17 protein-coding genes are annotated in these 21824 nt (G+C 58.2%); 12 read left to right on the plus strand and 5 right to left on the minus strand.

Translation table 11 applies throughout. The annotated features are described in order from the left end of the window. The first annotated feature begins 72 nt into the window (after positions 1 to 72). Positions 73 to 2841: a DNA polymerase I gene (gene polA / locus PMI18_RS10800; protein ID WP_007902873.1), complete on the plus strand. Its 2769-nt coding sequence runs from the start codon at positions 73 to 75 to the stop codon at positions 2839 to 2841. 300 nt (positions 2842 to 3141) lie between these two features. On the opposite strand, the gene yihA is transcribed toward polA, so the two are convergent. After that, a complete protein-coding gene (yihA, locus tag PMI18_RS10795; RefSeq protein WP_007902875.1) occupies positions 3142 to 3783 on the minus strand; it encodes a ribosome biogenesis GTP-binding protein YihA/YsxC in 642 nt (213 codons plus the stop codon). A 191-nt stretch (positions 3784 to 3974) separates the two neighbouring features. On the opposite strand from yihA, the gene PMI18_RS10790 reads away from it, so the two are divergent. From PMI18_RS10790 to PMI18_RS10760, 7 genes are all read left to right on the plus strand, one after another. Next, positions 3975 to 4265, plus strand: a complete 291-nt coding sequence (locus PMI18_RS10790) for a c-type cytochrome (protein WP_003196231.1) — start codon at positions 3975 to 3977, stop codon at positions 4263 to 4265. 46 nt (positions 4266 to 4311) lie between these two features. Next, a complete protein-coding gene (locus PMI18_RS10785) occupies positions 4312 to 4923 on the plus strand; it encodes a c-type cytochrome (RefSeq protein WP_007902879.1) in 612 nt (203 codons plus the stop codon). A 198-nt stretch (positions 4924 to 5121) separates the two neighbouring features. Beyond that, positions 5122 to 5763, plus strand: a complete 642-nt coding sequence (locus tag PMI18_RS10780) for a thiol:disulfide interchange protein DsbA/DsbL (RefSeq protein WP_007902881.1) — start codon at positions 5122 to 5124, stop codon at positions 5761 to 5763. Between the two features lie 14 nt (positions 5764 to 5777). Beyond that, entirely contained in the window at positions 5778 to 6638 is an 861-nt protein-coding gene (locus PMI18_RS10775; RefSeq protein ID WP_007902883.1) for an endonuclease/exonuclease/phosphatase family protein, read from the plus strand. Continuing rightward, a complete protein-coding gene (locus tag PMI18_RS10770) occupies positions 6639 to 8672 on the plus strand; it encodes a GGDEF domain-containing protein (RefSeq protein WP_007902885.1) in 2034 nt (677 codons plus the stop codon). Between the two features lie 105 nt (positions 8673 to 8777). Continuing rightward, a complete protein-coding gene (locus tag PMI18_RS10765; protein WP_033036640.1) occupies positions 8778 to 9557 on the plus strand; it encodes an N-acetylmuramoyl-L-alanine amidase in 780 nt (259 codons plus the stop codon). Positions 9558 to 9630: 73 nt separating this feature from the next. Next, positions 9631 to 11247, plus strand: coding sequence for an EAL domain-containing protein (locus tag PMI18_RS10760; protein ID WP_007902887.1), 1617 nt, complete (start codon positions 9631 to 9633; stop codon positions 11245 to 11247). A gap of 12 nt (positions 11248 to 11259) precedes the next feature. On the opposite strand, the gene PMI18_RS10755 is transcribed toward PMI18_RS10760, so the two are convergent. Together PMI18_RS10755 and algB are read right to left on the minus strand one after the other, a co-directional pair. Further along, a complete protein-coding gene (locus tag PMI18_RS10755) occupies positions 11260 to 13050 on the minus strand; it encodes an ATP-binding protein (protein WP_007902888.1) in 1791 nt (596 codons plus the stop codon). A 10-nt stretch (positions 13051 to 13060) separates the two neighbouring features. Next, on the minus strand, positions 13061 to 14407 hold the full coding sequence (algB, locus tag PMI18_RS10750) for a sigma-54-dependent response regulator transcription factor AlgB (protein ID WP_007902889.1): 1347 nt from the start codon (positions 14405 to 14407) through the stop codon (positions 13061 to 13063). A 441-nt stretch (positions 14408 to 14848) separates the two neighbouring features. On the opposite strand from algB, the gene PMI18_RS10745 reads away from it, so the two are divergent. The 4 genes from PMI18_RS10745 (at position 14849) to PMI18_RS10725 (ending at position 18990) form a co-directional block, all read left to right on the plus strand. Next, positions 14849 to 15133 (plus strand): hypothetical protein, encoded by a 285-nt coding sequence (locus tag PMI18_RS10745; protein WP_007902890.1) that lies wholly within the window; start codon positions 14849 to 14851, stop codon positions 15131 to 15133. Positions 15134 to 15215: 82 nt separating this feature from the next. After that, positions 15216 to 15380 carry a DUF1328 domain-containing protein gene (locus tag PMI18_RS30485; protein ID WP_003177151.1) on the plus strand — a complete coding sequence of 55 codons (165 nt, stop codon included), beginning with the start codon at positions 15216 to 15218 and terminating at the stop codon, positions 15378 to 15380. An 824-nt stretch (positions 15381 to 16204) separates the two neighbouring features. Further along, a complete protein-coding gene (gene gltP, locus PMI18_RS10730) occupies positions 16205 to 17536 on the plus strand; it encodes a glutamate/aspartate:proton symporter GltP (RefSeq protein ID WP_007902896.1) in 1332 nt (443 codons plus the stop codon). A 224-nt stretch (positions 17537 to 17760) separates the two neighbouring features. Next, positions 17761 to 18990, plus strand: a complete 1230-nt coding sequence (locus tag PMI18_RS10725; RefSeq protein WP_007902898.1) for a nucleoside recognition domain-containing protein — start codon at positions 17761 to 17763, stop codon at positions 18988 to 18990. 159 nt (positions 18991 to 19149) lie between these two features. Here the strand turns inward: PMI18_RS10725 and PMI18_RS10720 are convergent, their stop codons facing one another. Further along, the gene (locus PMI18_RS10720; protein ID WP_007902908.1) at positions 19150 to 20178 is read right to left on the minus strand and encodes a DUF5924 family protein; all 1029 of its coding nucleotides are present in this window, start codon (positions 20176 to 20178) and stop codon (positions 19150 to 19152) included. Between the two features lie 241 nt (positions 20179 to 20419). Next, a complete protein-coding gene (locus tag PMI18_RS10715) occupies positions 20420 to 21796 on the minus strand; it encodes a M16 family metallopeptidase (protein WP_007902910.1) in 1377 nt (458 codons plus the stop codon). Between the last annotated feature and the right edge of the window lie 28 nt (positions 21797 to 21824).

Below are 21824 nucleotides of genomic sequence, written 5' to 3' on the forward strand. Positions count from 1 at the left end.
TAACCTTGTCCCTTTGTCGTCAACGGTCCCGCTATTCTAGCGCCGGACCCGCCGAAAAGGTTGATCCTGCTCATGAGCCAAGCCCCCCTCGTCCTGGTGGACGGTTCTTCTTATCTGTACCGCGCCTTTCATGCGCTGCCACCGCTGACCACGTCCAAAGGCCTGCCGACCGGAGCGGTCAAGGGCGTACTGAACATGCTCAAGAGTCTGCGCAAGCAGTACCCGGACAGCCCGTTCGCCGTGGTATTCGACGCCAAGGGCGGGACGTTCCGCGACGAGATGTTCGCCGAATACAAGGCCAATCGCCCAAGCATGCCCGACGACATGCGGGTCCAGATCGAGCCGCTGCACGCCAGCGTCAAGGCCCTGGGCTTTCCATTGCTGTGCGTGGACAACGTCGAAGCCGATGACGTGATCGGCACCCTGGCCCGCAGCAGCGCGGCCGCCGACCGTCCGGTGGTGATCTCCACCGGCGACAAGGACATGGCGCAACTGGTCGACGGGCACATTACCTTGGTCAATACGATGACCGGTAGCGCGCTGGACGTGGAGGGCGTGAAGGAGAAATTCGGCGTCGCTCCCGAGCAGATCATCGATTATCTGGCACTGATGGGCGATTCGTCCGACAACATCCCGGGGGTTCCAGGTATCGGCCCCAAGACCGCTTCCGGCCTGCTGGTCGGCGTGAATGGCGGCCTGACCGAACTCTATGCTCAGCTCGACATCGTCCCGACCCTGCCGATTCGCGGCGCCAAAACCCTGCCGGCCAAGCTCGAAGAGCATAAGGAAATGGCCTTTCTTTCTTATCGGTTGGCAACCATCAAGATCGACGTGCCGCTGGACGTCGGTCTCGATGACCTGCAAATGGGCCAGCCGGATCACGACAAGCTCGCCGAACTCTACACCCTGCTGGAATTCAAAAGCTGGTTCGAAGAGAACCAGCGCGACGCGAAGCGCTCGGGTCAGGACATTGTCGAGGTCGCCCAGGAACAGCCGGGCACTGCCGAAGCGAAGTACGAAACCATCCTCGACCAGAAGCACTTCGAGGCCTGGCTGGGCAAGCTCGACAAGGCGCCGTTGATCGCCTTCGTCACCGAAACCAACGGCAGCGATGCACAACATGCACAACTGGTGGGTCTGTCATTTTCGGTCGCGGCCAACGAAGCGGCCTACATTCCGCTGACCCATTCCTACATGGGCGTGCCGGAGCAACTGGATCGCGACACGGTGCTGTTGGCGTTGAAACCGCTGCTGGAAAACCCGAATAAACTGAAAGTCGGCCAACACGCCAAGTTCGAAACCAATATCCTCGCCAACTGCGCCATCGGTGGCGATCAGAGCAACGGGATTATTGTTCAGGGTATTGCCTACGACACCATGCTCGAATCTTACGTCCTGGACTCGACGGCCACCCGCCACGACATGGACAGCCTGGCGCTCAAGTACCTGGGTCAAAGCAAGACCGACATTCAAGGGATCGCGGGCAAAGGCGTCAAACAGCTGAGTTTCGACCAGATCTCTCTTGAGCTGGCAGGCCCCTATGCTGCCGAAGATGCCGATGTCACCTTCCAGTTGCACCTGGCTTTGCAGGAAAAACTCGCAGCAACGCCAAGCCTGGGCAAAGTGCTCAACGAGATTGAAATGCCGCTGATGCCGGTTCTGGCCCGAATCGAACGCCAAGGCGCGCTCGTGGATGCCAACCTGTTGGGCATCCAGAGCGTCGAGCTGGGCGAGAAACTGGTCGCCCTTGAGCGCGAAGCGTTCGCCATTGCCGGTGAAGAATTCAACCTGGGCTCGCCAAAGCAACTGGGCGTGATTCTCTACGAAAAACTCGGTTTGCCTGTGCTCAGCAAAACTGCCAAGGGCCAGGCCTCGACTGCCGAGGCGGTGTTGGCCGAATTGGCCGAACAGGACTACCCGCTGCCCAGGGTGCTGATGCAATACCGCTCGCTGAGCAAGCTCAAGAGTACCTACACCGACCGTTTGCCAGAGCAGATCAACGCTCGCACCGGGCGCATTCATACGTCTTATCAGCAAGCCGTCGCCGCCACCGGACGTTTGTCGTCCATCGACCCGAACCTGCAGAACATTCCGATTCGCACTGCCGAAGGTCGTCGGATTCGTCAGGCGTTCGTCGCGCCGAAAGGCTACAAGCTGCTGGCCGCGGATTACTCGCAAATCGAACTGCGGATCATGGCGCATCTGGCCAAGGATGAAGGCTTGCTGCACGCCTTCCGCAACAACCTCGATGTTCACCGGGCAACGGCCGCAGAGGTATTTGGCGTCGAGCTGGATGCGGTCACCAACGATCAGCGTCGTAGCGCTAAAGCCATCAACTTCGGTTTGATCTACGGCATGAGCGCGTTTGGCCTGGCCAAGCAGATCGGCGTAGACCGCAAACAGTCCCAAGCCTACATCGATCGCTACTTCGCCCGTTATCCCGGCGTACTGGAATACATGGAGCGCACGCGTGCCCAGGCCGCCGAGCAAGGTTTCGTCGAAACCATCTTTGGTCGTCGCTTGTACCTGCCGGAAATCAACGCGAAAAACCAGGCCCTGCGCAAAGCTGCGGAGCGCACAGCGATCAATGCCCCGATGCAAGGCACCGCGGCGGACATCATCAAGAAAGCCATGGTAACGGTGGATAACTGGCTGACATCGTCAGGCCTGGACGCCAAAGTCATCCTGCAGGTACACGATGAATTGGTGCTTGAGGTGCGTGAGGACCTGATCGATCAGGTGCGTGAGGACATTCGCGTGCACATGAGTAGCGCAGCACAGTTGGATGTACCACTTCTGGTCGAGGTAGGCGTAGGCAACAACTGGGATGAGGCGCACTGAACGGCCTGAAAGACGCCGGTGCTGCGGCCTTATGCCGCAGCACAAAATAACGAAGGGCTATAGTGCGGAAAATGACATCGATTATTTCCAATGGTTTTTGAAAATAGTCTGAACTAAATCCGTGAACCGCCACTCAGAGATACTGAATGGCTGGTGAAGCCCTTCGATGCTCCTATGTTGTGTTAAGTGTTGGCAGATATCTGGACCCCGCCCTAGCGGTCCGGAGCTTGAACCCCGGAACTTCTCCCTCCCCATATGAAGTCCGGGGTTTTTTTTGCCTGGCTTTTCACCTGTAAAGCCTTACTCGGCAGCCTCGCTGCCCTTGTCCGCCAACTCCATCCAGCCCGCCAATACAGTGTAGGCGTCTTCCAGACCCAAGCGTTTGGGTGCCGAAAACAGCTGGATAGTGATCGTATCGCCCCAGCCCTTGCGGATTTCCGACTGAACCTTGAGCAGCACGTTTTTCGCCGCGCCGTAGGTCAGCTTGTCTGCCTTGGTCAGCAAAATATGCATCGGCATGCCACTGGCGACAGCCCAATCGAGCATCAGCAGGTCGAAATCGGTCATTGGATGACGGATATCCATCATCAGAATCAAACCTTTCAAACTCTCACGACCGCCCAGATAGGCTTCGAGGTGACGCTGCCAGTGCATCTTCAACGGGATTGGTACTTTCGCGTAACCGTAACCCGGCAGGTCGACCAGACGGCGTTCATCGTCTAGCTTGAAGAAGTTCAACAGCTGCGTGCGACCCGGTGTTTTCGAGGTCCGCGCCAGGCTGGCGTGTGTCAGGGTGTTCAACGCGCTGGACTTGCCGGCATTGGAACGCCCGGCGAAGGCCACTTCAAAGCCTTCGTCGTCGGGGCATTGATCGACTTTGGCGGCGCTGAGCATGAAGGTGGACTGTTGGCACAGGCCGAGGATGGGGTTCTTGAGTTGCATGGGATTTCCGATGTGGGCGGCGCCGGGAATGGACGCGGCAAGCAGTGTCGTTTCCGTTTCAGTGACGCCAGTATATAATGCCGCAGATTTTGTGTGCGCTTTGTCCCAGCGTAGGATGAAGTTCACGAGAGCGATTAACCTTGATTGCGCATTAGAACGCAGCACGCTCTCAACCCTGAAAAGGTCGTTTTATGACGAAATGGCTGCTAGCTGCCGGTGTCTTGATGCCGCTTTACAGCGCTCAGGCTACACAGGATCCGGAAGCTGTGTACAACCGTGTTTGTGGTGCCTGTCATTCCGGCCAACTACCCATGGCGCCCCGCAAGGGCGATCAGGAAGCTTGGACGCCGAGGTTGGCGAAAGGTATGGAGACGCTGGTGCAACACGTGACCCAGGGTTTCAAGGCGATGCCGCCGCGTGGTTTGTGCATGGACTGCAGTGCCGAGGATTACCGAGCCATCATCCAGTGGATGAGCGAGTAAACCCGGCCCATAACTCTTTAACCCTTAGCCGTAGTTGGATTAGCTGATGAACAAATTGATCGTGAGTCTGCTGTTGACCGTGGGGATCTCCGGCATTGCCCATGCTGCAGGTGATGCGACTGCTGGTCAGGCGAAAGCCGCAGTATGTGGCGCCTGTCATGGCCCGGATGGCAATAGCATGGCGCCTAACTTTCCGAAACTGGCAGGTCAGGGCGAGCGTTATCTGAACAAGCAGCTGCACGACATCAAGTCCGGCAAACGCACGGTACTGGAAATGACCGGCCTGCTGACCAACCTGAGCGATCAGGACCTGGCTGATATCTCCGCCTACTTCGCCAGCCAGAAAGGCAGCGTTGGCGCCGCCGACCCGAAAGTCGTGGCTCGCGGTGAAGCACTGTTCCGTGGCGGTGATCTGGCCAAGGGCCTGCCAGCTTGCACTGGTTGCCACTCTCCAGATGGCAAGGGCAACGCAGCTGCCGGCTTCCCGCATCTGGGCGGCCAGCATGCCCAGTACGTCGGCAAGCAACTGACCGACTTCAGAAAAGAAGAAGGTGGCCGCACCAACGACGGCGATACCAAGCCGATGCAGAGCATCGCTAAAAAGCTGAGCGACGAAGATATCGCCGCAGTCTCCAGCTATATTCAAGGCTTGCACTGAGATCGATCGAACAAGCGTTGCTGGAGATGTACATCTCTTGCAACGTTAACACTCGATTAATCCGTCGATGCAAACATAAAAAGGGTAGCTTTGGCTGCCCTTTTTTGTGGCCGCTGCCGTTACACTACAAACTCAAGCCCGCCAGGATCTGTCTGAAAACAGGTCGCGCGAGGCGACCCAATTGTCCAGGAGTAAAGCATGCGTAATCTGATCATCAGCGCCGCGCTCGTCGCTGCCAGCCTGTTCGGCATGACTGCCCAAGCCGCCGAAAAACCTGCAGCGCCCTATGTCGAGCTGAGCAATCCAGTCCCGGTGGCCGCGCCTGGCAAAATCGAAGTCGTGGAGCTGTTCTGGTACGGCTGCCCGCATTGCTATGCCTTCGAACCCGTCATTAACCCATGGGTTGAAAAACTGCCTTCCGACGTGAACTTCGTGCGCATTCCGGCCATGTTTGGCGGCCCTTGGGACGCACACGGCCAAATGTTCCTGACCCTTGAAGCCATGGGCGTCGAAAGCAAGGTTCACGCGGCAGTTTTCGAAGCGATCCAGAAAGAACACAAGAAACTGACCGACAAAGAAGACATGGCGGACTTCCTGGCGACCCAAGGTGTAGACAAGGACAAGTTCCTGGCCACCTTCGACTCCTTCGCCATCAAGGGCCAAATCAACAAAGCCAAAGAACTTGCAAAGAAATATGAAATCACCGGCGTGCCTACCATGATCGTCAATGGCAAGTATCGCTTTGACATCGGCTCTGCCGGCGGTGCCGAACAAGCGCTGAAACTGGCCGACCAACTGGTCGCCAAAGAGCGAGCGGCAACCAAGGCCGTCGCTAACTAAGCGCGGCACCTGCCATGCGCCGCTGGGGAACTGAACGCATCGTTGGCCTGCATCATCCGCAGGTCAACGAGCATCACCTGGAATCGACGGGGTTGCCCGTGAACAGCCGTCTGCGTTTGCTCAGTTTCAATATCCAGGTCGGTATCAGTACCGAGCGCTATCGACACTATCTGACCCGCGGCTGGCAGCATCTGTTGCCGCACACAGGGCGTGCCGACAATCTGCAAAAAATCGGTAATCTGCTGGGCGACTTCGATCTGGTCGCCTTGCAGGAAGCCGATGGCGGCAGCCTGCGATCAGGCTACGTCAATCAGGTCGAACACCTGGCGCAGCTCGGTGCTTTCCCCTACTGGTATCAACAACTCAATCGCAATCTCGGCCATCTCGGCCAGCACAGCAATGGCGTGCTCAGCCGCCTGCGCCCATGGGCGATTGAAGATCATCCACTGCCGGGGCCCAAGGGTCGCGGGGCCATTCTGGTGCGCTTCGGCGAAGGTCCGGAAGCGCTCGTGGTGGTGATGATGCACCTGGCGCTTGGCGCCCGCGCCCGTAGCCTGCAACTGGCCTACATCCGCGAATTGATCGGCGGTTATAAACACCAGGTGCTGATGGGCGACATGAACACCCATGCCAGTGACTTGCTGCAAAACTCCCCGTTGCGTGATTTGGGCCTGCTCGCGCCGCAACTGGAAGCGACCTTCCCCAGCTGGCGCCCGCAGCGCTGCCTGGACCATATTCTGCTCAGCCCCACTCTGACCCTTGAAAAGGTCGAAGTGCTGGCACAGCCCATTTCCGATCACCTGCCGGTCGCGGTAGAGATTCGTCTGCCGGGTTCGCTCACGGCCGATGCATTGCCCGCGTTGAGTCCTGCCTGAATGAGCGACGAAACACAGCGCTGGAAAGAGAAATACCTCAAAAACATCGAACAACAAGAAAAGCTGGAACGTCGATGGGACGCCCGGCTCGACTTGCTGCGTCGCGGGCTGGTACGCAGTACCCTGGCCGCAGAAGGTACCGATCGCGCCGTTGACCAATGCATGAAGGAAATGCGCGAAGTCGTACGCACCGATGACATGGACGCCGGCCTGGCAGCCTTGCTGCCGCGCCTGGAAAAAGCCGTTCTCGACTCCGAGCAACGCCGGGAAACCCGGGTCAATCAAGTCAGTGCAGCCCTGACGGCGCTGGTCTCTCAGTTGCAAGCGTTGCCGCTGCCCCGGGAAGTAAGCCGACCGCTGAAAAAATTCGCCAAACAGCTGGACGGACGCGTAGGCCAGGCTCGCGAAATCCCGTTGCTGCTCAGCGAGCTGAGTGGCTTGCAAGGCAAAGCCTTAAACCTGCTGGAGAACCCTGCCGAACCTGATCGCCCGGGCTTCCTGCAGCGGTTGTTCGGTAGGGAAACGGAAGAGACCGCGTCACAGCTCGCCGCCCTCACATCGCAAATGCCTGCCCCGCAACCTGTCGAACCGGTTGCAGCACTGGCCGAGCACCCACAAGCGATGGCCAATCTCTCGCCAGCCGCCGATAGACCGCAACAAGTGGTGTTGCCAACCGTCGAAGCCGCGATGCCCGCCGCTGCGCACCCTGAGCCAGCGCAAACTCAGGCGCCAACAGCAATGGCACCTGCGGCTGAAGTCGTGGCGTTTGTCCCGCCCGTCCTTGAACCAGAAGCTACAAACAGCCAGGTCCGGGAATTACCAACCCGGCCGAATATCGAGCAACCACAAGAACCGGTTCAAGCGGTTACCCTATCGGCCACTCAGGCTCAGTCGGCAATCAATCCCGATGAACTGACTCCGATGGCCATCGATCCAGAGCAGCCCGAGCACGATATTCTGTATGCCCTGCCGGACTCGCCGGAGCCGTCCTACAGCTCTGTCGCCAAGCATATCGAAGATACGCTGCTGGGCCTTCTCGATGACCTGACGCTGCCCGAGCGCCATCGTCCGCAAGCCGAGGCGATGCGTGATCGTCTTCAAAATGGCTTGAACTGGTACGAATTGCTACCGATCCTCGATGACCTGGCAACCTTGATGCTGGCGATCACCGACAGCGGCCAGCACGAATTCGAAGCCTATCTGCAGCAACTCAACGAACGCCTCGAGTCATTTCAGAGCAACCTGCAAGCCGCGAGCGACGGCCACGCCGACAACCGCTCGGCCGCGCGGGAAATGGACACGCAGATTCGCGAGCAAGTCGACGGCTTGCAAAGCAGCATGCAGGAAGCGGCCGACCTTGATGATCTCAAGCATGTGCTGGAAAACCATCTCGAAGGCCTGCTTGGCACCATGGACCAACACCAGAAGCAGCGGGACGAGCGCGAGCAGGAAGTAGCAGCCCGCCTGCAAAGCCTGGCCGAAAGGGTTGCCCACATGGAGCAGGAAGCCCTGGGCTACCGCGAGCATCTCGAAGAGCAGCGCCAGAAGGCGTTGATCGATCCATTGACCAGCCTGCCGAATAGGGCAGCCTGGAGCGAACGCCTGGAACACGAAATAGGCCAATGGCAACAACATGGCAATACCCTGTTGCTGGTAATGCTCGACCTCGACCATTTCAAACGCATCAATGACAACTATGGCCACCTGGCGGGCGACAAGGTACTGAAAATCATCGCCAGCGTGCTACGCAAGCGTCTGCGCGGGACTGATTTCATTGCCAGGTTCGGGGGTGAGGAGTTTGTACTGTTGATGCCTGCCACGGTGCCGGCGGTGGGCGCGAAGCTACTGGAAACCTTGCGCGCATCGATCGAAGCCTGCCCGTTTCACTTCAAGGGCGAGCGAGTCACCGTCACTATTTCCATGGGACTGACCGCCTTCAGATCCGGCGAACATAGTGACCTTGTGCTTAAAAGAGCTGATCAGGCGCTATATCGGGCGAAAAATAATGGCCGGAATCGAATAGAACTGGGCTGATAGCTAATTGTTCCATTTTGTTTAAAACAGCACTTTTTGCCCTCTGCGCGCAAGGCAATGCCGTTACACTGTTGCATTATTGTCTTGCGTGTACTGCCTCCCGCCATGAAATGTCTTGTTCTTATTGCGTCGCTGCTTCTATTAGCCGGTTGTGCCAGCGGCCCCCGAATCGATACCAGTCACCCTTCAGCCAATCACGACAGTCGCATTCAGTTCGTGGTGATGCATTACACCTCCGCATCCCTGGAGACCTCGCTGCAATTGCTGACCCATGGCGAGGTCAGCAGCCATTACCTGATTAGCGACGACAAGCGCGCCACTATTTATAAGCTGATGGATGAAAATTTCCGGGCCTGGCACGCTGGCGAAAGCGAATGGCAAGGCCGGACCTGGCTGAACTCCAGTTCCATTGGTATCGAGATCGTTAACCAAGGCTTTGAGGACACCCCCACCGGGCGTCTCTGGTATCCCTATAGCGAAGCCCAGATTCAGTCGATGATCTTCCTGCTCAAGGACATCAGCAAGCGCCAGGGCATCAGCCCCCGCCATATCATTGGCCATAGCGACATCGCACCGATGCGCAAGCTCGATCCCGGCCCGCTGTTTCCCTGGAAGCGCCTGGCCGCCGAAGGCCTGGGAATATGGCCGAACGAGCAGGCCGTGGCGCGACAGCAAGCGCAGTTCGCGGTGCAATTACCCAGCATCAGTTGGTTTCAGGCGCAGCTTGCCCGCTTGGGCTATGCCACGCCGCAAACCGGCGAACTGGATGTAGAAACACGCAATGTACTGGCGGCTTTTCAGCTGCATTTTCGCCCCTCCCGTTTCGACGGGACACCGGACGCACAAACCGCGGCGATTCTTCAGGTGTTGAATCAGACAAAATAATGACGCCCGCCCGACGGTCAGCGCTTTTTCCAAATCAGCAGCTATAACTCATTGGTAATTCTTCGGATATTCCATGATGCCTGCTGCTCGGGAGAGACTGCATAGCTGGTTCTATCGCCCTTGGTTTTTGGCGATGCTGGCTACTGCCTTGAGCGCAACGCTTCTAACGGTCGGCAGTTTGTTCGTGGCGATGCATCAGGTTGAGCAAAACGAAAGCCAGGAAATGAATGCCCAGGGAGAACGCTTTCTGGTCCGGCTGGAGCAGCTGTTCGGGCAATTGCGCGAAAGCCTCGATGACCTGCAAGCCCAACCGCTGCGAGGTTGCGATGACGAAATGATCGCCACCCTGCAGCAGGTCAGCTTCAATTACCGCTTCGTTTATGAAGCCGCTTATATGGACACGGCTCGAACCTGCTCCAACCGCCCCCGCCAGGAAGGGGTATCGCTGATCCGACCGCCGGACATCAAGGGGCCCATCTACAGCTATTGGCTGAACACCACCACCGAACCCGATGAGAACCGCGCAGCACTGATGCTTGGGCGTGGCAATTTCCGGGTTGCGACGTCCCGCGGGCATTTGACCGACATGGTCGATCTGTCTCCGGGGAGCAGCCTGTTGGTGGTGCTCGACCATGGCACCCGGGCGATTCCAGTGCTCGGTGTCGCTCAGGCCTGGCCCCCCACAGAACCCTGGCCCCCGAAAAGCCCCGATGCGTTGCAAGTCACCCCTACCCGCCTGATTTACCGAATGCCCACTAACACCCGCGAATACCAGCTGGTACTGATCACCCCACGTACCGGAATGCATGTACCGGCGGTATGGTGGTGGCTACTTCCGGCGAGCCTGGCGCTGAGTGCCTGTGTAGGCATTCTAGTGTTTTTGCTGGTACGCCAGCGTCAGTCGCTGGATGCCGAACTGCAAGGCGCCATGCGGCGAGGCGAGCTACAAGTGTTGTATCAACCGATCTTCGACCTCGACAGCCGCAACTGCGTCGGCGCTGAAGCCCTGCTGCGCTGGCGCAGGCCGGACGGCACGCTGACCAGTCCCGACCTATTCATTCCGATGGCGGAGAATACCGGCCAGATTCGCCAGATGACCGATTTCGTATTACAACGCCTGCTGGAACAGCTCGGGCAACTGTTGCGGTCCAATCCGCAGCTGTACATCTCGGTCAACCTGGCGGCCTGCGATGTCATGGTGCCGCGTATCGGTCAGGTGATGGCGCGTCTGCTGAGCATGCACCGGGTGGCGGCCAAGCAAATTGCCTTTGAAGTGACCGAGCGCGGATTGGTGGACGTGGTGGTGGCCAGAGAAAACCTGCAAGCCCTGCGGGATGTCGGGCATCAAGTGCTGATCGACGATTTTGGCACCGGCTATTGCAGCCTCGCCTACCTGCAGACCCTACCGGTGGACTGCCTGAAAATCGACAAGGCATTTATCGACGCGCTGGGGCATGATGCCGCCAGCAGCGGCGTGGCACCGCACATCATTCGTATGGCTCAGGCCCTGCAACTCAAGGTGATTGCCGAAGGCATCGAACATGAAGCCCAAGCGGTGTTTCTGAGCAGCGAAGGGGTGAAATTCGGTCAGGGTTGGTTATTCGCCCACGCCCTGAGCGCCGTGCAGTTCATCGAACTGATTACCCATGGCCGCCGACTGACTACGCGACGCCGGGATGACGAAACCTGAGAGGGCACCGGCTTATATTGCCAGCGCCATGTAGAACTGCGTCCCCTGCCCCGGCCGCGAATAGACACCCATCCGTCCGCCGTGCAACTGCACGATTTCCTTGCACAGCGCCAGACCCAGCCCGGCACCGCCCTTTTTGCGACCGACCTGAACGAAAGGCTCGAAGATCCGTCCCTGCTGGCCGTAGGCAATGCCTTCGCCGTTGTCCTCGACGCTGATAATCATCCGTTCACCATGGCGTCGGGCCTGCAAACGTATCAGTCCGTCGTGGGAGGTATGGCGCAAGGCGTTGTCGATCAGGTTGTCGAGCACCCGTTCCAGCTGCGCCTGATCAGCTTGCAACCGCGGCAACGGCCCCTGCACTTCCACCAGCAGCTCAATGCCCTTCTCCTGTGCCGGGCCGGCAAAACGTATCTGGGCCTGATCCAGCAAGTCTTCGATGGAGCATGGCGCCAGCGTGAGTTTTTGCAGGCCGTTTTGATAGCGAGAGAAATTCAGCAGGTCGTTGATCAACTGCATGAGGCGCTGCATTTCTTCGTTGACGGTGTCCAGCAGGTCAGCTTCGCGGGAGTCTTCAGCAAAATGCGTCCGCTCGCGGAACAGGCCGAACGCCATGTGCATCCCGGTAACCGGTGTGCGCAACTCATGGGAGGCGCGCAGGACGAACTCACTGCGTACCCGTTCGAAGGCACGCTGTTCGGTGACGTCATGCAACACCATCACCGCGCCGAGAATATGACCCTGGGTATGGCTGACCGGTGTCAGGCTATAGGTCAGCAATCGCGACTCGCCATCGACCTCGATACTCAGATCTTCCGGCGCTCGTTCCAGGGTGCCACCGCGCAACACCAGTTGCAGTTGTTCATCCAGTTCGGGACGCTCAAGCGCCGTCCCCAACCCTTGGCCAAGACGATCGGTGTCCCAGCCTAACTGACGCTGAGCCACCGGGTTGAGGTGCTCAAGATGACCTTGACGATCAATGATCAGCAAACCGTCGTCGATGCTGTCGAGCACCGCTTGCAAGCGTTGCTGGCCGGCGAGCAGTTCATCGATATTGGTAGCCTGGTGCTCACGCAAGGCCTCGGCCATGATGCCGAAGCGGTGGGTCAGTTGGTTCATTTCCGCCGCAGAGGAAATCGGCAGGGTCACTTCGAAATTGCCTTGGCCGATATTGTCAGCTGCCTGCACCAGAGCCTCGATCGGAGCCCCGAAACGCCGGGCGATCGCATGGGCGGTAATGAACCCGATGAACAACACCGCCACACCGACCAACCCAAGCAGGCCGGCAATCAACAATGCTCGCTCCCGGGCCTTGCGTTCGATCTCGGTGATGTTATTCAGTGCGCGTTTTTGTTCAGAGATCAAACCGTTACGCAACGCGTTGAATTTTTCCGCAAGATTCCCGTCACCACCGACTACCTGGATAGGCGCACTGGAAAGATCAAAGGAGTGCAGTAGGTTCTGATAATCAGCCTTGGCCTTTTTGAAACCATACTGGGCACCCTCGCTGGGCGGTTCGCGAGCAATGCCTTCGTCAAACAATTCAAGGGAATGCTGTTTGGACGCCTCGAACGCGGCAGGATCCGGTTGCTCATCGAGCACGATGATCAGTTGATCACCCAGGGTCTGACGCAGCTTCAATCCCAGATCCAGCGTGACGAAGTTGTCACGGATCAGGGCTTCCTGAGTCCCCGCCATTTGCATCACGCTGACCAGCCCGAGCAAGAGCCCAAGCAGCGCCACAGTAATCAGTGCGGAAATACTCAGAAACAGCCGGGTGCGCAACGTCATCGCCAGTTTCATCGGTTACGACTCACAGGTTGTACTGCTTGCGTTTGCGGTACAGGGTCGAGGCATCGATACCCAAGGTTTTGGCCGCCTGATCCAGCGTGTCGGCCGTGGCGAGAACCGCGCCAATGTGAGCTTTTTCCAATTCATCCAGGCTCAGCGCAGCACCAATTCGTGGCGTGTGGTTGGTCGGGGTTTCGGCCATGCCCAAGTGGCTGAGTTCTACCCGCTCCTGCGGACAAATAATGCTCGCGCGCTCCACCACGTTGCGCAGCTCTCGAATGTTGCCCGGCCAGCGGTAGCTGAGCAGCGCTTCGCGGGACTCGTCGCTGAAACACCGGGCCGGACGCGAGTATTCCTTGACGAAGCGCGCCAGGAAGCGGTCTGCCAGGTTCAAAATGTCTTCCCTGCGCTCACGAAGCGGCGGCAGATGCAAGGTGATGACGTTCAGGCGATAGAGCAGGTCTTCACGAAAACGACCATCGCGAACCATGTCTTCCAGGTTGAGGTTAGTCGCTGCGAGAATTCGCACGTCGGCGCGACGGGTCACCGGGTCGCCCACGCGTTCGTATTCCTTGTCCTGAATGAAGCGCAGCAATTTTGGCTGTAACGTCAGCGGAAAATCGCCGATCTCGTCGAGAAACAACGTTCCGCCGTCGGCCTGATTGACACGCCCCAAGGTACTTTCGCTGGCACCGGTGAATGCTCCTCGGCTGTGGCCGAAAAGCTCGCTGTCCATTAATTCGGCAGTCAGGGACGGGCAATTGATGGTGACGCAGGACTTCTTCTGGCGTTTGCTCCAGCCGTGAATTGCCCGTGACAGTTCACCTTTACCGGTGCCGGACTCGCCGAGAATCAGGATGTTGGCGTCAGTACTGGCGACCTGGCGCGCTGTTTCGAGCACCACTTTCATCGCCGGACTGTGGGAATCCAGACCCTCCTTGGGTTTGCGCACTTCACCTTCGAGGGCTTCCAGGCGCGCCGAAAGTTGCCGAACTTCCAGCTGTTTGGCAGTGGCCAGGCGTAACTGATCGGGGCTGCAAGGTTTGACCAGATAGTCGGCGGCACCGGCCTGAATCGCATCCACGGCAGTGTCGACGGCCGAGTGAGCAGTGACGATCACCACCCGCATCCAGGGCGCCTGGATGCGCATCTGAGCCAGCACATCAAGGCCATTGTCTTCGCCCAGACGCAAATCGAGAAAGCACAGATCGAAAACCTGGCGCTGCAACAAGGCTTCGGCCTGAGCAGCGCTGGTCGCGGTGGCCACGCTGTAGCCTTCGTCTTCGAGGCAATAGCGAAAGGTTCGAAGGATGGCGGACTCGTCGTCCACCAGCAGAATACGGCCTTGATGCTCAGTGGCTGATTCCATGTTCCTGCGCTCCTTTAAATTGTTGATTTTGGTTAGGCCCCGAGAAATCGGGCAAGTTGCATGATTGATTGTGGCCGATTTCAGTCAAATCAGCGGAGCTATCTACTTAATAACAAGATAACCAACTGATTTATTTAATTTTTTATTAATAAATCGTTCTTCGGCGATTGCCTGCGTCCCTTTCTGACATCTGCGCCCTTCCCTCAATTCCAAAAATATTGAAAGTTTTCATGAGTTCATCGTGCATTACGCACGACTTGAGAGGCGCCATCGTGCAGGATGCGTCCAAAACGGTTCTTACAAACAATATAACTTGTTGATTTTTAACGAATTAATTCAGATAAAAAGGTGGCATGCAGGCTGCAAGAGTCTGGGTAACAGGGCATTTAATGAACCATCGCCCGCCAAAGATCACTACCCCAGCGTGGGAGGAACTTCAGGATGAATCGCCAAGGTGCCGCCCAATTGCGTATCTCGCCATTGCTTGTCCAGCAAGGCTTGTTTGCCCTGCTGGCGCTATTGATCACTTTGATTGGCGGCCAACAGTACTTGCGTTGGGAACAGAGCCAACAGCCAGAGACGCCGCACCTGTCGATTCCACACACGCCTCAAACCCACTTCAGCGCCGTCAGCAGCAGCCTGGCTGATAACGACTCGATGCGCATGATGGATGTCGACCAGGCACAGCCTGTGGATGAGACGCCTCAGGAACGTTGGGTGTTTTAAGCAAACGACCTTGGCGCACTCGACGCGCCGGGAAAAGCACCACAAGCAACACCTTTAAACAGAAAGCGTAAGGAGAATCACCATGTTGAGCTGGGCAATCACATTCTTGATCATTGCCATCATCGCTGCAGTACTGGGCTTCGGTGGTATCGCGGGCACCGCCACGGGTATCGCCAAGATTCTCTTTGTCGTATTCCTGGTGATGTTCATTGCTTCCTTCTTCTTTGGCCGTCGCGGCCGAGGCTGAACATGAGCAATTTCGTTAAAGACAGTGGCAGCCGCCCTGCTTCTGGGCGGCAGTGCCATGGCGATGCCGGCCAATAATGGCCAGATGCTTCAATGAATTGCTCAATTGATGGAACTAAAAGATCCAGACTGGTATTGAGTTTCGAAACACGAAAGAGGCCACAGCGCTTCTTTCCACTGCGCTACCCGAGGACGGTAGACGCATGACCAAGGGGTCGGGACGTTCTGACTGCTTCAGGGTCGGAGTGACCTACGGGTACAGGGAGTACCTGCGCAAGGGCCGGGTCAGGCACAGCTGCGACGCAAGTTCGCCGGGGCCAGAGCGGCTCGACGAACTTGCGGAGAGCTTCAACGTGCAAAACGTTGATCTAGAGCATTCTGCTCATCTGTTTCTACTGCATATTCCTCGCAAAACAATTTCGCGGTATTTCTTCGTGACCGTATATCGAGAAAGCTCCGACTTTCTTGAGAAGATAATTCGTAGCCAAATGTAGGCCTTTTCCTAAATATCCACCCATTCAAAAAAACATCGACCTGCGCTGAAATGGCCGGCTCACGGCACTTATGCCCGCCTGAATGTCGTATTCAAACCGCTTGGGACGCGGGTTTCAGGTCGAAAATCTCATGCCGATTCGGCATAGGGTAGGCGTTTACGGCATTAGACGGCGCTTCCCGGCATCGGAATAGTTGCGCCTTTTTCGCTGCCTGAGAGCTGTAAATGCTCGCTCGCGGGGACCTTATACGGAGGCCGATGCAAAACTGCTTCGCCATTGAGCGTTTCAGTTCATGCATCGACCTGAGTCAAACGCAAGTAAGGGTAAAGATATGAAGAAGGCAAAGCTTAGCCTCGCCTGGCAGATCCTCATCGGTCTGGTTCTAGGGATAGCAATAGGTGCACTGCTCAACCATTTCAGTGCCGAAAAGGCTTGGTGGATCAGCAACGTTCTGCAACCGGCAGGCGATATCTTTATCCGTCTGATCAAGATGATCGTGATCCCGATCGTAGTGTCCTCGCTGGTCGTCGGCATCGCTGGCGTAGGGGATGCGAAAAAACTCGGGCGTATCGGTCTCAAGACCATCATTTACTTCGAGGTCGTCACCACCATCGCCATTCTGGTCGGTCTGGTGCTGGCCAACGTGGTCCATCCGGGCAGCGGCATCGACATGAGCACCCTGGGTACGGTGGATATTTCCAAGTACCAGGCCACTGCCGCCGAGGTGCAGCATGAACACGCGTTCATCCAGACCATCCTCAACCTGATCCCGTCGAACATCTTTGCGGCCATGGCCCGCGGCGAGATGCTGCCGATCATCTTCTTCTCCGTGTTGTTCGGTCTCGGTCTGTCGAGCCTGCAATCGGACCTGCGTGAACCGCTGGTGAAGATGTTCCAGGGCGTGTCGGAAAGCATGTTCAAAGTCACCCACATGATCATGAACTACGCCCCGATCGGCGTGTTCGCACTGATCGCGGTGACCGTGGCCAACTTCGGTTTCGCCTCTCTGCTGCCACTGGCCAAACTGGTTGTCCTGGTTTACTTCGCCGTCGCCTTCTTCGCCTTTGTGGTGCTGGGACTGATCGCTCGCCTGTTCGGTTTCTCGGTGATCAAGCTGATGCGCATCTTCAAGGATGAGCTGGTACTGGCCTACTCCACTGCCAGTTCCGAAACCGTGCTGCCGCGCGTGATCGAGAAGATGGAAGCCTACGGCGCGCCGAAAGCCATTTGCAGTTTCGTGGTGCCGACCGGCTACTCGTTCAACCTCGACGGTTCGACCCTGTACCAGAGCATCGCGGCAATCTTCATTGCCCAGCTCTACGGCATCGACCTGTCGATCAGCCAACAGTTGCTGCTGGTGCTGACACTGATGGTCACCTCCAAAGGCATCGCCGGCGTACCGGGCGTGTCCTTCGTGGTGCTGCTAGCCACCTTGGGCAGCGTCGGTATTCCACTGGAAGGCCTGGCGTTCATCGCCGGTGTCGACCGCATCATGGACATGGCCCGTACCGCGCTGAACGTGATCGGCAACGCCCTCGCCGTGCTGGTCATCGCACGTTGGGAAGGCATGTACGACGACGCCAAGGGCCAGCGCTACTGGAACTCCCTGCCGCATTGGCGCAGCAAGGAAAAGCTGCCGGTTGGCGAAATTTCCAGCAACTGATGCAAAAACCTGTAGGAGCATGGCTTGCCAGCGAAGAACGATAACGCCGTGTAACTGAAACACCGCAGTGTCCCATTCGCGGGCAAGCCTCGCTCCTACAGTACGAGGTAGCATGCACATTACGTGTATGACGCAATCTCGCAAACAAACCCCGGAGAAATCCGGGGTTTGTCGTTTCTGTCTACGCCGCTATCATTCGCCGCATCTTCCGGGGGATTTGACTGATGCTTAATGGCCTGTGGCTTGGCTTCTTCATCGTGGCTGCCGTTTCGGCGCTGGCGCAATGGCTGATCGGCGGTAACGCCGGGATCTTCGCGGCGATGGTGGAAAGCATTTTCGCCATGGCGAAATTGTCGGTCGAGGTCATGGTCCTGTTGTTCGGCACCCTCACTCTCTGGCTGGGCTTTCTGCGAATTGCCGAGAAGGCCGGCATCGTCGAATGGCTGGCCAAGGCGCTGGGCCCGCTATTCCTGCGCCTGATGCCGGAAGTGCCGGCCGGTCACCCGGCCATCGGCCTGATCACGCTGAACTTCGCCGCCAACGGCCTGGGGCTGGACAACGCCGCCACGCCGATCGGCCTCAAAGCCATGAAGGCGCTGCAGGAGCTAAACCCCAGCGACACCATCGCCAGCAACGCGCAGATCCTCTTTCTGGTACTCAACGCCTCGTCCCTGACCCTGCTGCCGGTGACCATCTTCATGTACCGCGCCCAGCAAGGTGCGCCCGATCCAACCCTCGTATTCCTTCCGATCCTGCTGGCGACCAGTTGCTCGACCCTGGTCGGTCTGTTGTCGGTGGCGGTCATGCAGCGTCTGCGCCTCTGGGACCCGGTGGTGCTGGCATACATGATTCCCGGTGCCTTGGTCCTCGGTGGCTTCATGGCATTACTGGCGACGCTCTCGGCGACCGCTCTGGCGAGCCTGTCATCGATCCTCGGCAACGTGACGCTGTTCGGGCTGATCATGCTGTTTCTGGTGATCGGCGCATTACGCAAAGTGAAGGTCTACGAGGCGTTCATCGAAGGCGCCAAAGAAGGCTTCGACGTGGCCAAGAACCTGCTGCCGTATCTGGTGGCGATGCTCTGTGCCGTGGGCGTGCTGCGGGCATCCGGGGCGCTGGATTTCGGTCTGGACGGGATTCGTCATCTGGTGGAATGGGCCGGTTGGGACACCCGCTTCGTCGACGCGCTGCCGACGGCCATGGTCAAACCTTTCTCCGGCAGCGCCGCGCGGGCAATGCTGATCGAAACCATGAAAACCTCTGGAGTCGACAGCTTCCCGGCGCTGGTGGCGGCGACGATTCAGGGCAGTACTGAAACAACCTTTTATGTACTGGCGGTGTACTTCGGCGCGGTGGGCATTCAGCGCGCTCGGCATGCGGTGGGGTGTGCGTTGCTGGCGGAATTGGCGGGGGTGCTTGGCGCGATCGGAGTGTGCTACTGGTTCTTCGGCTAACCGAAAACCCTGTGGGAGCGGGCTTGCTCGCGAAGAGGCCGATACATTCAACATCCCTGTTGACTGACACACCGCCTTCGCGAGCAAGCCCGCTTCCACATCAGATGTGTGTCCGACCTTTATGGTCTTATAGCTCGGGTCGCGTGAGCGTGAGCCGTATTACTTTTCTTTGACGGGTGTGCTGTCCATGACCTTGAAGCGCAGCACGCCAATCAACTGACCGTCCTCCGTCAGCACCCGGACCTGCCATTTGCCTGCGGGGTTGCCGGGGAAGTTCTGCTTATGGGTCCAGGCGCGGTAGCCTTCCTTGCGCCCTCCATTGATATCCAGAGGGATACGGTCGACTTCTTTACCGTTGAATATCCAGACGTGATAAATCCGTTCGGCCAGACCTCGCGGAGCATTGATCGCAGTGTACGCATACAGCCCACCTCCGCGAATCTGCTCGGCGCTGACTTCTTCCAGGCTCTTGCCGGGGGTGCGGTCTTGCATTTGGGTGCTGATCGCCACATCGGTCATCCACAGGGTCGCCGGTGGAACCCAGGAGCGCAGCACCCAACCGGCGGCGCCGATGCCGACAGTGATGCTGAGGATCGCCAACGCATTGCGCACGGTGCGAATCGGGAAGATCGAGGCCAGGCTCGGAAACGACAGCAACATGGCAATGCCCAGCGCCAGCTTGAAGCTCTGGGCGGTGGTCAGGTGCAAAATGACGGGCAGGGCGGTCAGCAGGGCCGCGAACAGGGTCAGGGTGTGCAGCGCCAGGAACGCCCAGCGGCGCGGTGCCAGCCATTTGTAGTAGAGCGGATCGATGATCGAAATCAGCGCCGCCATGCTCAGTAATCCGGTGAAGAACAACTGGCCGCTGTTCCAGGTGGTGGTGATTAAAAAGAATGGCAGGACGAAGAACAGGCTTTCCTGATGGATCATCTGCGTCGCATAACGCAGTAGTGGCTGGGGTATTTCGCGCTTGAACACCCTGGCGAACAGCTTGGTGAGGCTGTTCTCCAGCATCAGCCAGACCCAGCTGACCAGCATGATGGTGGTGATCCACGTCGCCAGACCTTGTTGGCGATCCACCAGCATGAAGCTGCCGACCCCTGAAATGAAACCGCCAAGCGCAATGACCCCGGGATAGCGCTTCATCAATTCCAGGATGCGCTGTACGTACAGGGTCAGATTCGGCATTCGGCGATTCACAATAGTCGTGGGGAAAATCCTCGACAGGGTACCGCCCGAGGGGCCCCGTGGCGAGGCTTGCGGTCACTTTGATCGAACCCAAAACCCTGTGGCGAGGGAGCTTGCTCCCGCTCGGCTGCGCAGCAGTCGCAATATCGGTGAATGCGGTGTGTCTGATAAACCGGGGGTGCCGTTTTTCAGGGCCGCTTCGCGGCCCAACGGGAGCAAGCTCCCTCGCCACAGGGATTGGCTATCGTCTGCGATGGACGCGCCAAGCCAATAACCCGAGCACCATCAGTCCAAATCCCCCGACAATCGCCCACATCACCTGGTCATAACTCATCAGCGGCTTCTCGATCCGCAGATACCCCGGTTGCAGCAACAATTCGCGCATCGCCTTGTTCGCCTCGGCCAGTGTTACGTCTTGCAGTGCCTTGGCCGGGTTGACGAAATGGCCATCCTCGTAGTCGCCAAGAGCGCTCCAGTAATAGTCCGCCAGGGCGCTGTTGCCTTGCACGGCCCAGGCCTGGCGAGCGATGGCGGCTTGCTTGAGACGGGCGAAGGTGGCGGCATCGAGGCCGTTCTTGAGCAGATCGGCTTTAAGCTCATCCAGCACCTGTTCCGCTGCCAGCACATCGTCGCGATCAAGGTCGGCGTTCAGGCTCATGAAGCCCACCCCGCCAAATACCTCGCGCTCGGCCGAGGGACCGTAGGACAACCCATGGGCCAGGCGCAATTGGCGATAGAGCGCCCAGTCCAGATAGTCCTTGAGCAAGTCGAAGGTTTCGTCGTGCTGGTCTTCCAGCACCGGTTCCGGCACCAGCCAATGCAATTTGGCACCGCCACCGACGAAACCGTTACTCAAATTGCGCTCATGGGCCGCGCTGGCCTGAATGTCTGGCAGCGGCAGGTGAGCGCTAGGCTCAACCGCTTCGAGCGCGCCATAGGCCCGTTCCAGATAGGCCGGCAGCAAGCGGTCGAGGTCGCCGACCACGATCAGGGTCATGTTGTTGGGCGCGTACCAAGCCTTGCGCACCTTCTCCAATTGCTCGCGGGTCAGGTGATCGACTTGCGCGCGCTCGGGGCATTTGAGGCCCAGTTCCACCGCCAACTGATTACTCGCGGTGTGCCCCAGATCCTGGCGATCCAGCCAGCGTTGCAGGTGCGAGTAATGACCACCGTCTTCGCGCTCGACCACTTGCTTGGCGACGTTGATGGCATTGTCGTCGATACGGGTCTGGGTCAGCAGCGCCAACAGCAGGTCGAGGACCTTGCGCTGGTTTTTCGCCGGGGTTTCGATGACGAAAGTCGTGTCGGCATTGCTGGTGTAGGCATTCCATTCACCGCCCAGGGCCTGCATGCGTTCTTCCAGGCCGCCTTCGCCGGTGGCGTCGATGCCGCTGAACAGCAAGTGTTCGAGCAGATGCGGCAGCTCCTTGTCGGCGCAGCTGAAATCATCCAGGCCTACGCCAACCACCAACCGGATCGCCACATGCCCGCGCTCGGTGCCCGGTTTGAGGACCAATTGCAGGCCATTGCGCAACGTGTAGCCCTCGACCTGGAAGCGATCCAGGGCAATTGAAGGCAGTGAACCAAGCAACAGACAAGCGAACAGCAGACAACGCATAACGAATTTCCGTACGACCAGCGTAAGT

The organism is Pseudomonas sp. GM102, assembly GCF_000282555.1.
Taxonomy (GTDB): Bacteria; Pseudomonadota; Gammaproteobacteria; order Pseudomonadales; family Pseudomonadaceae; genus Aquipseudomonas.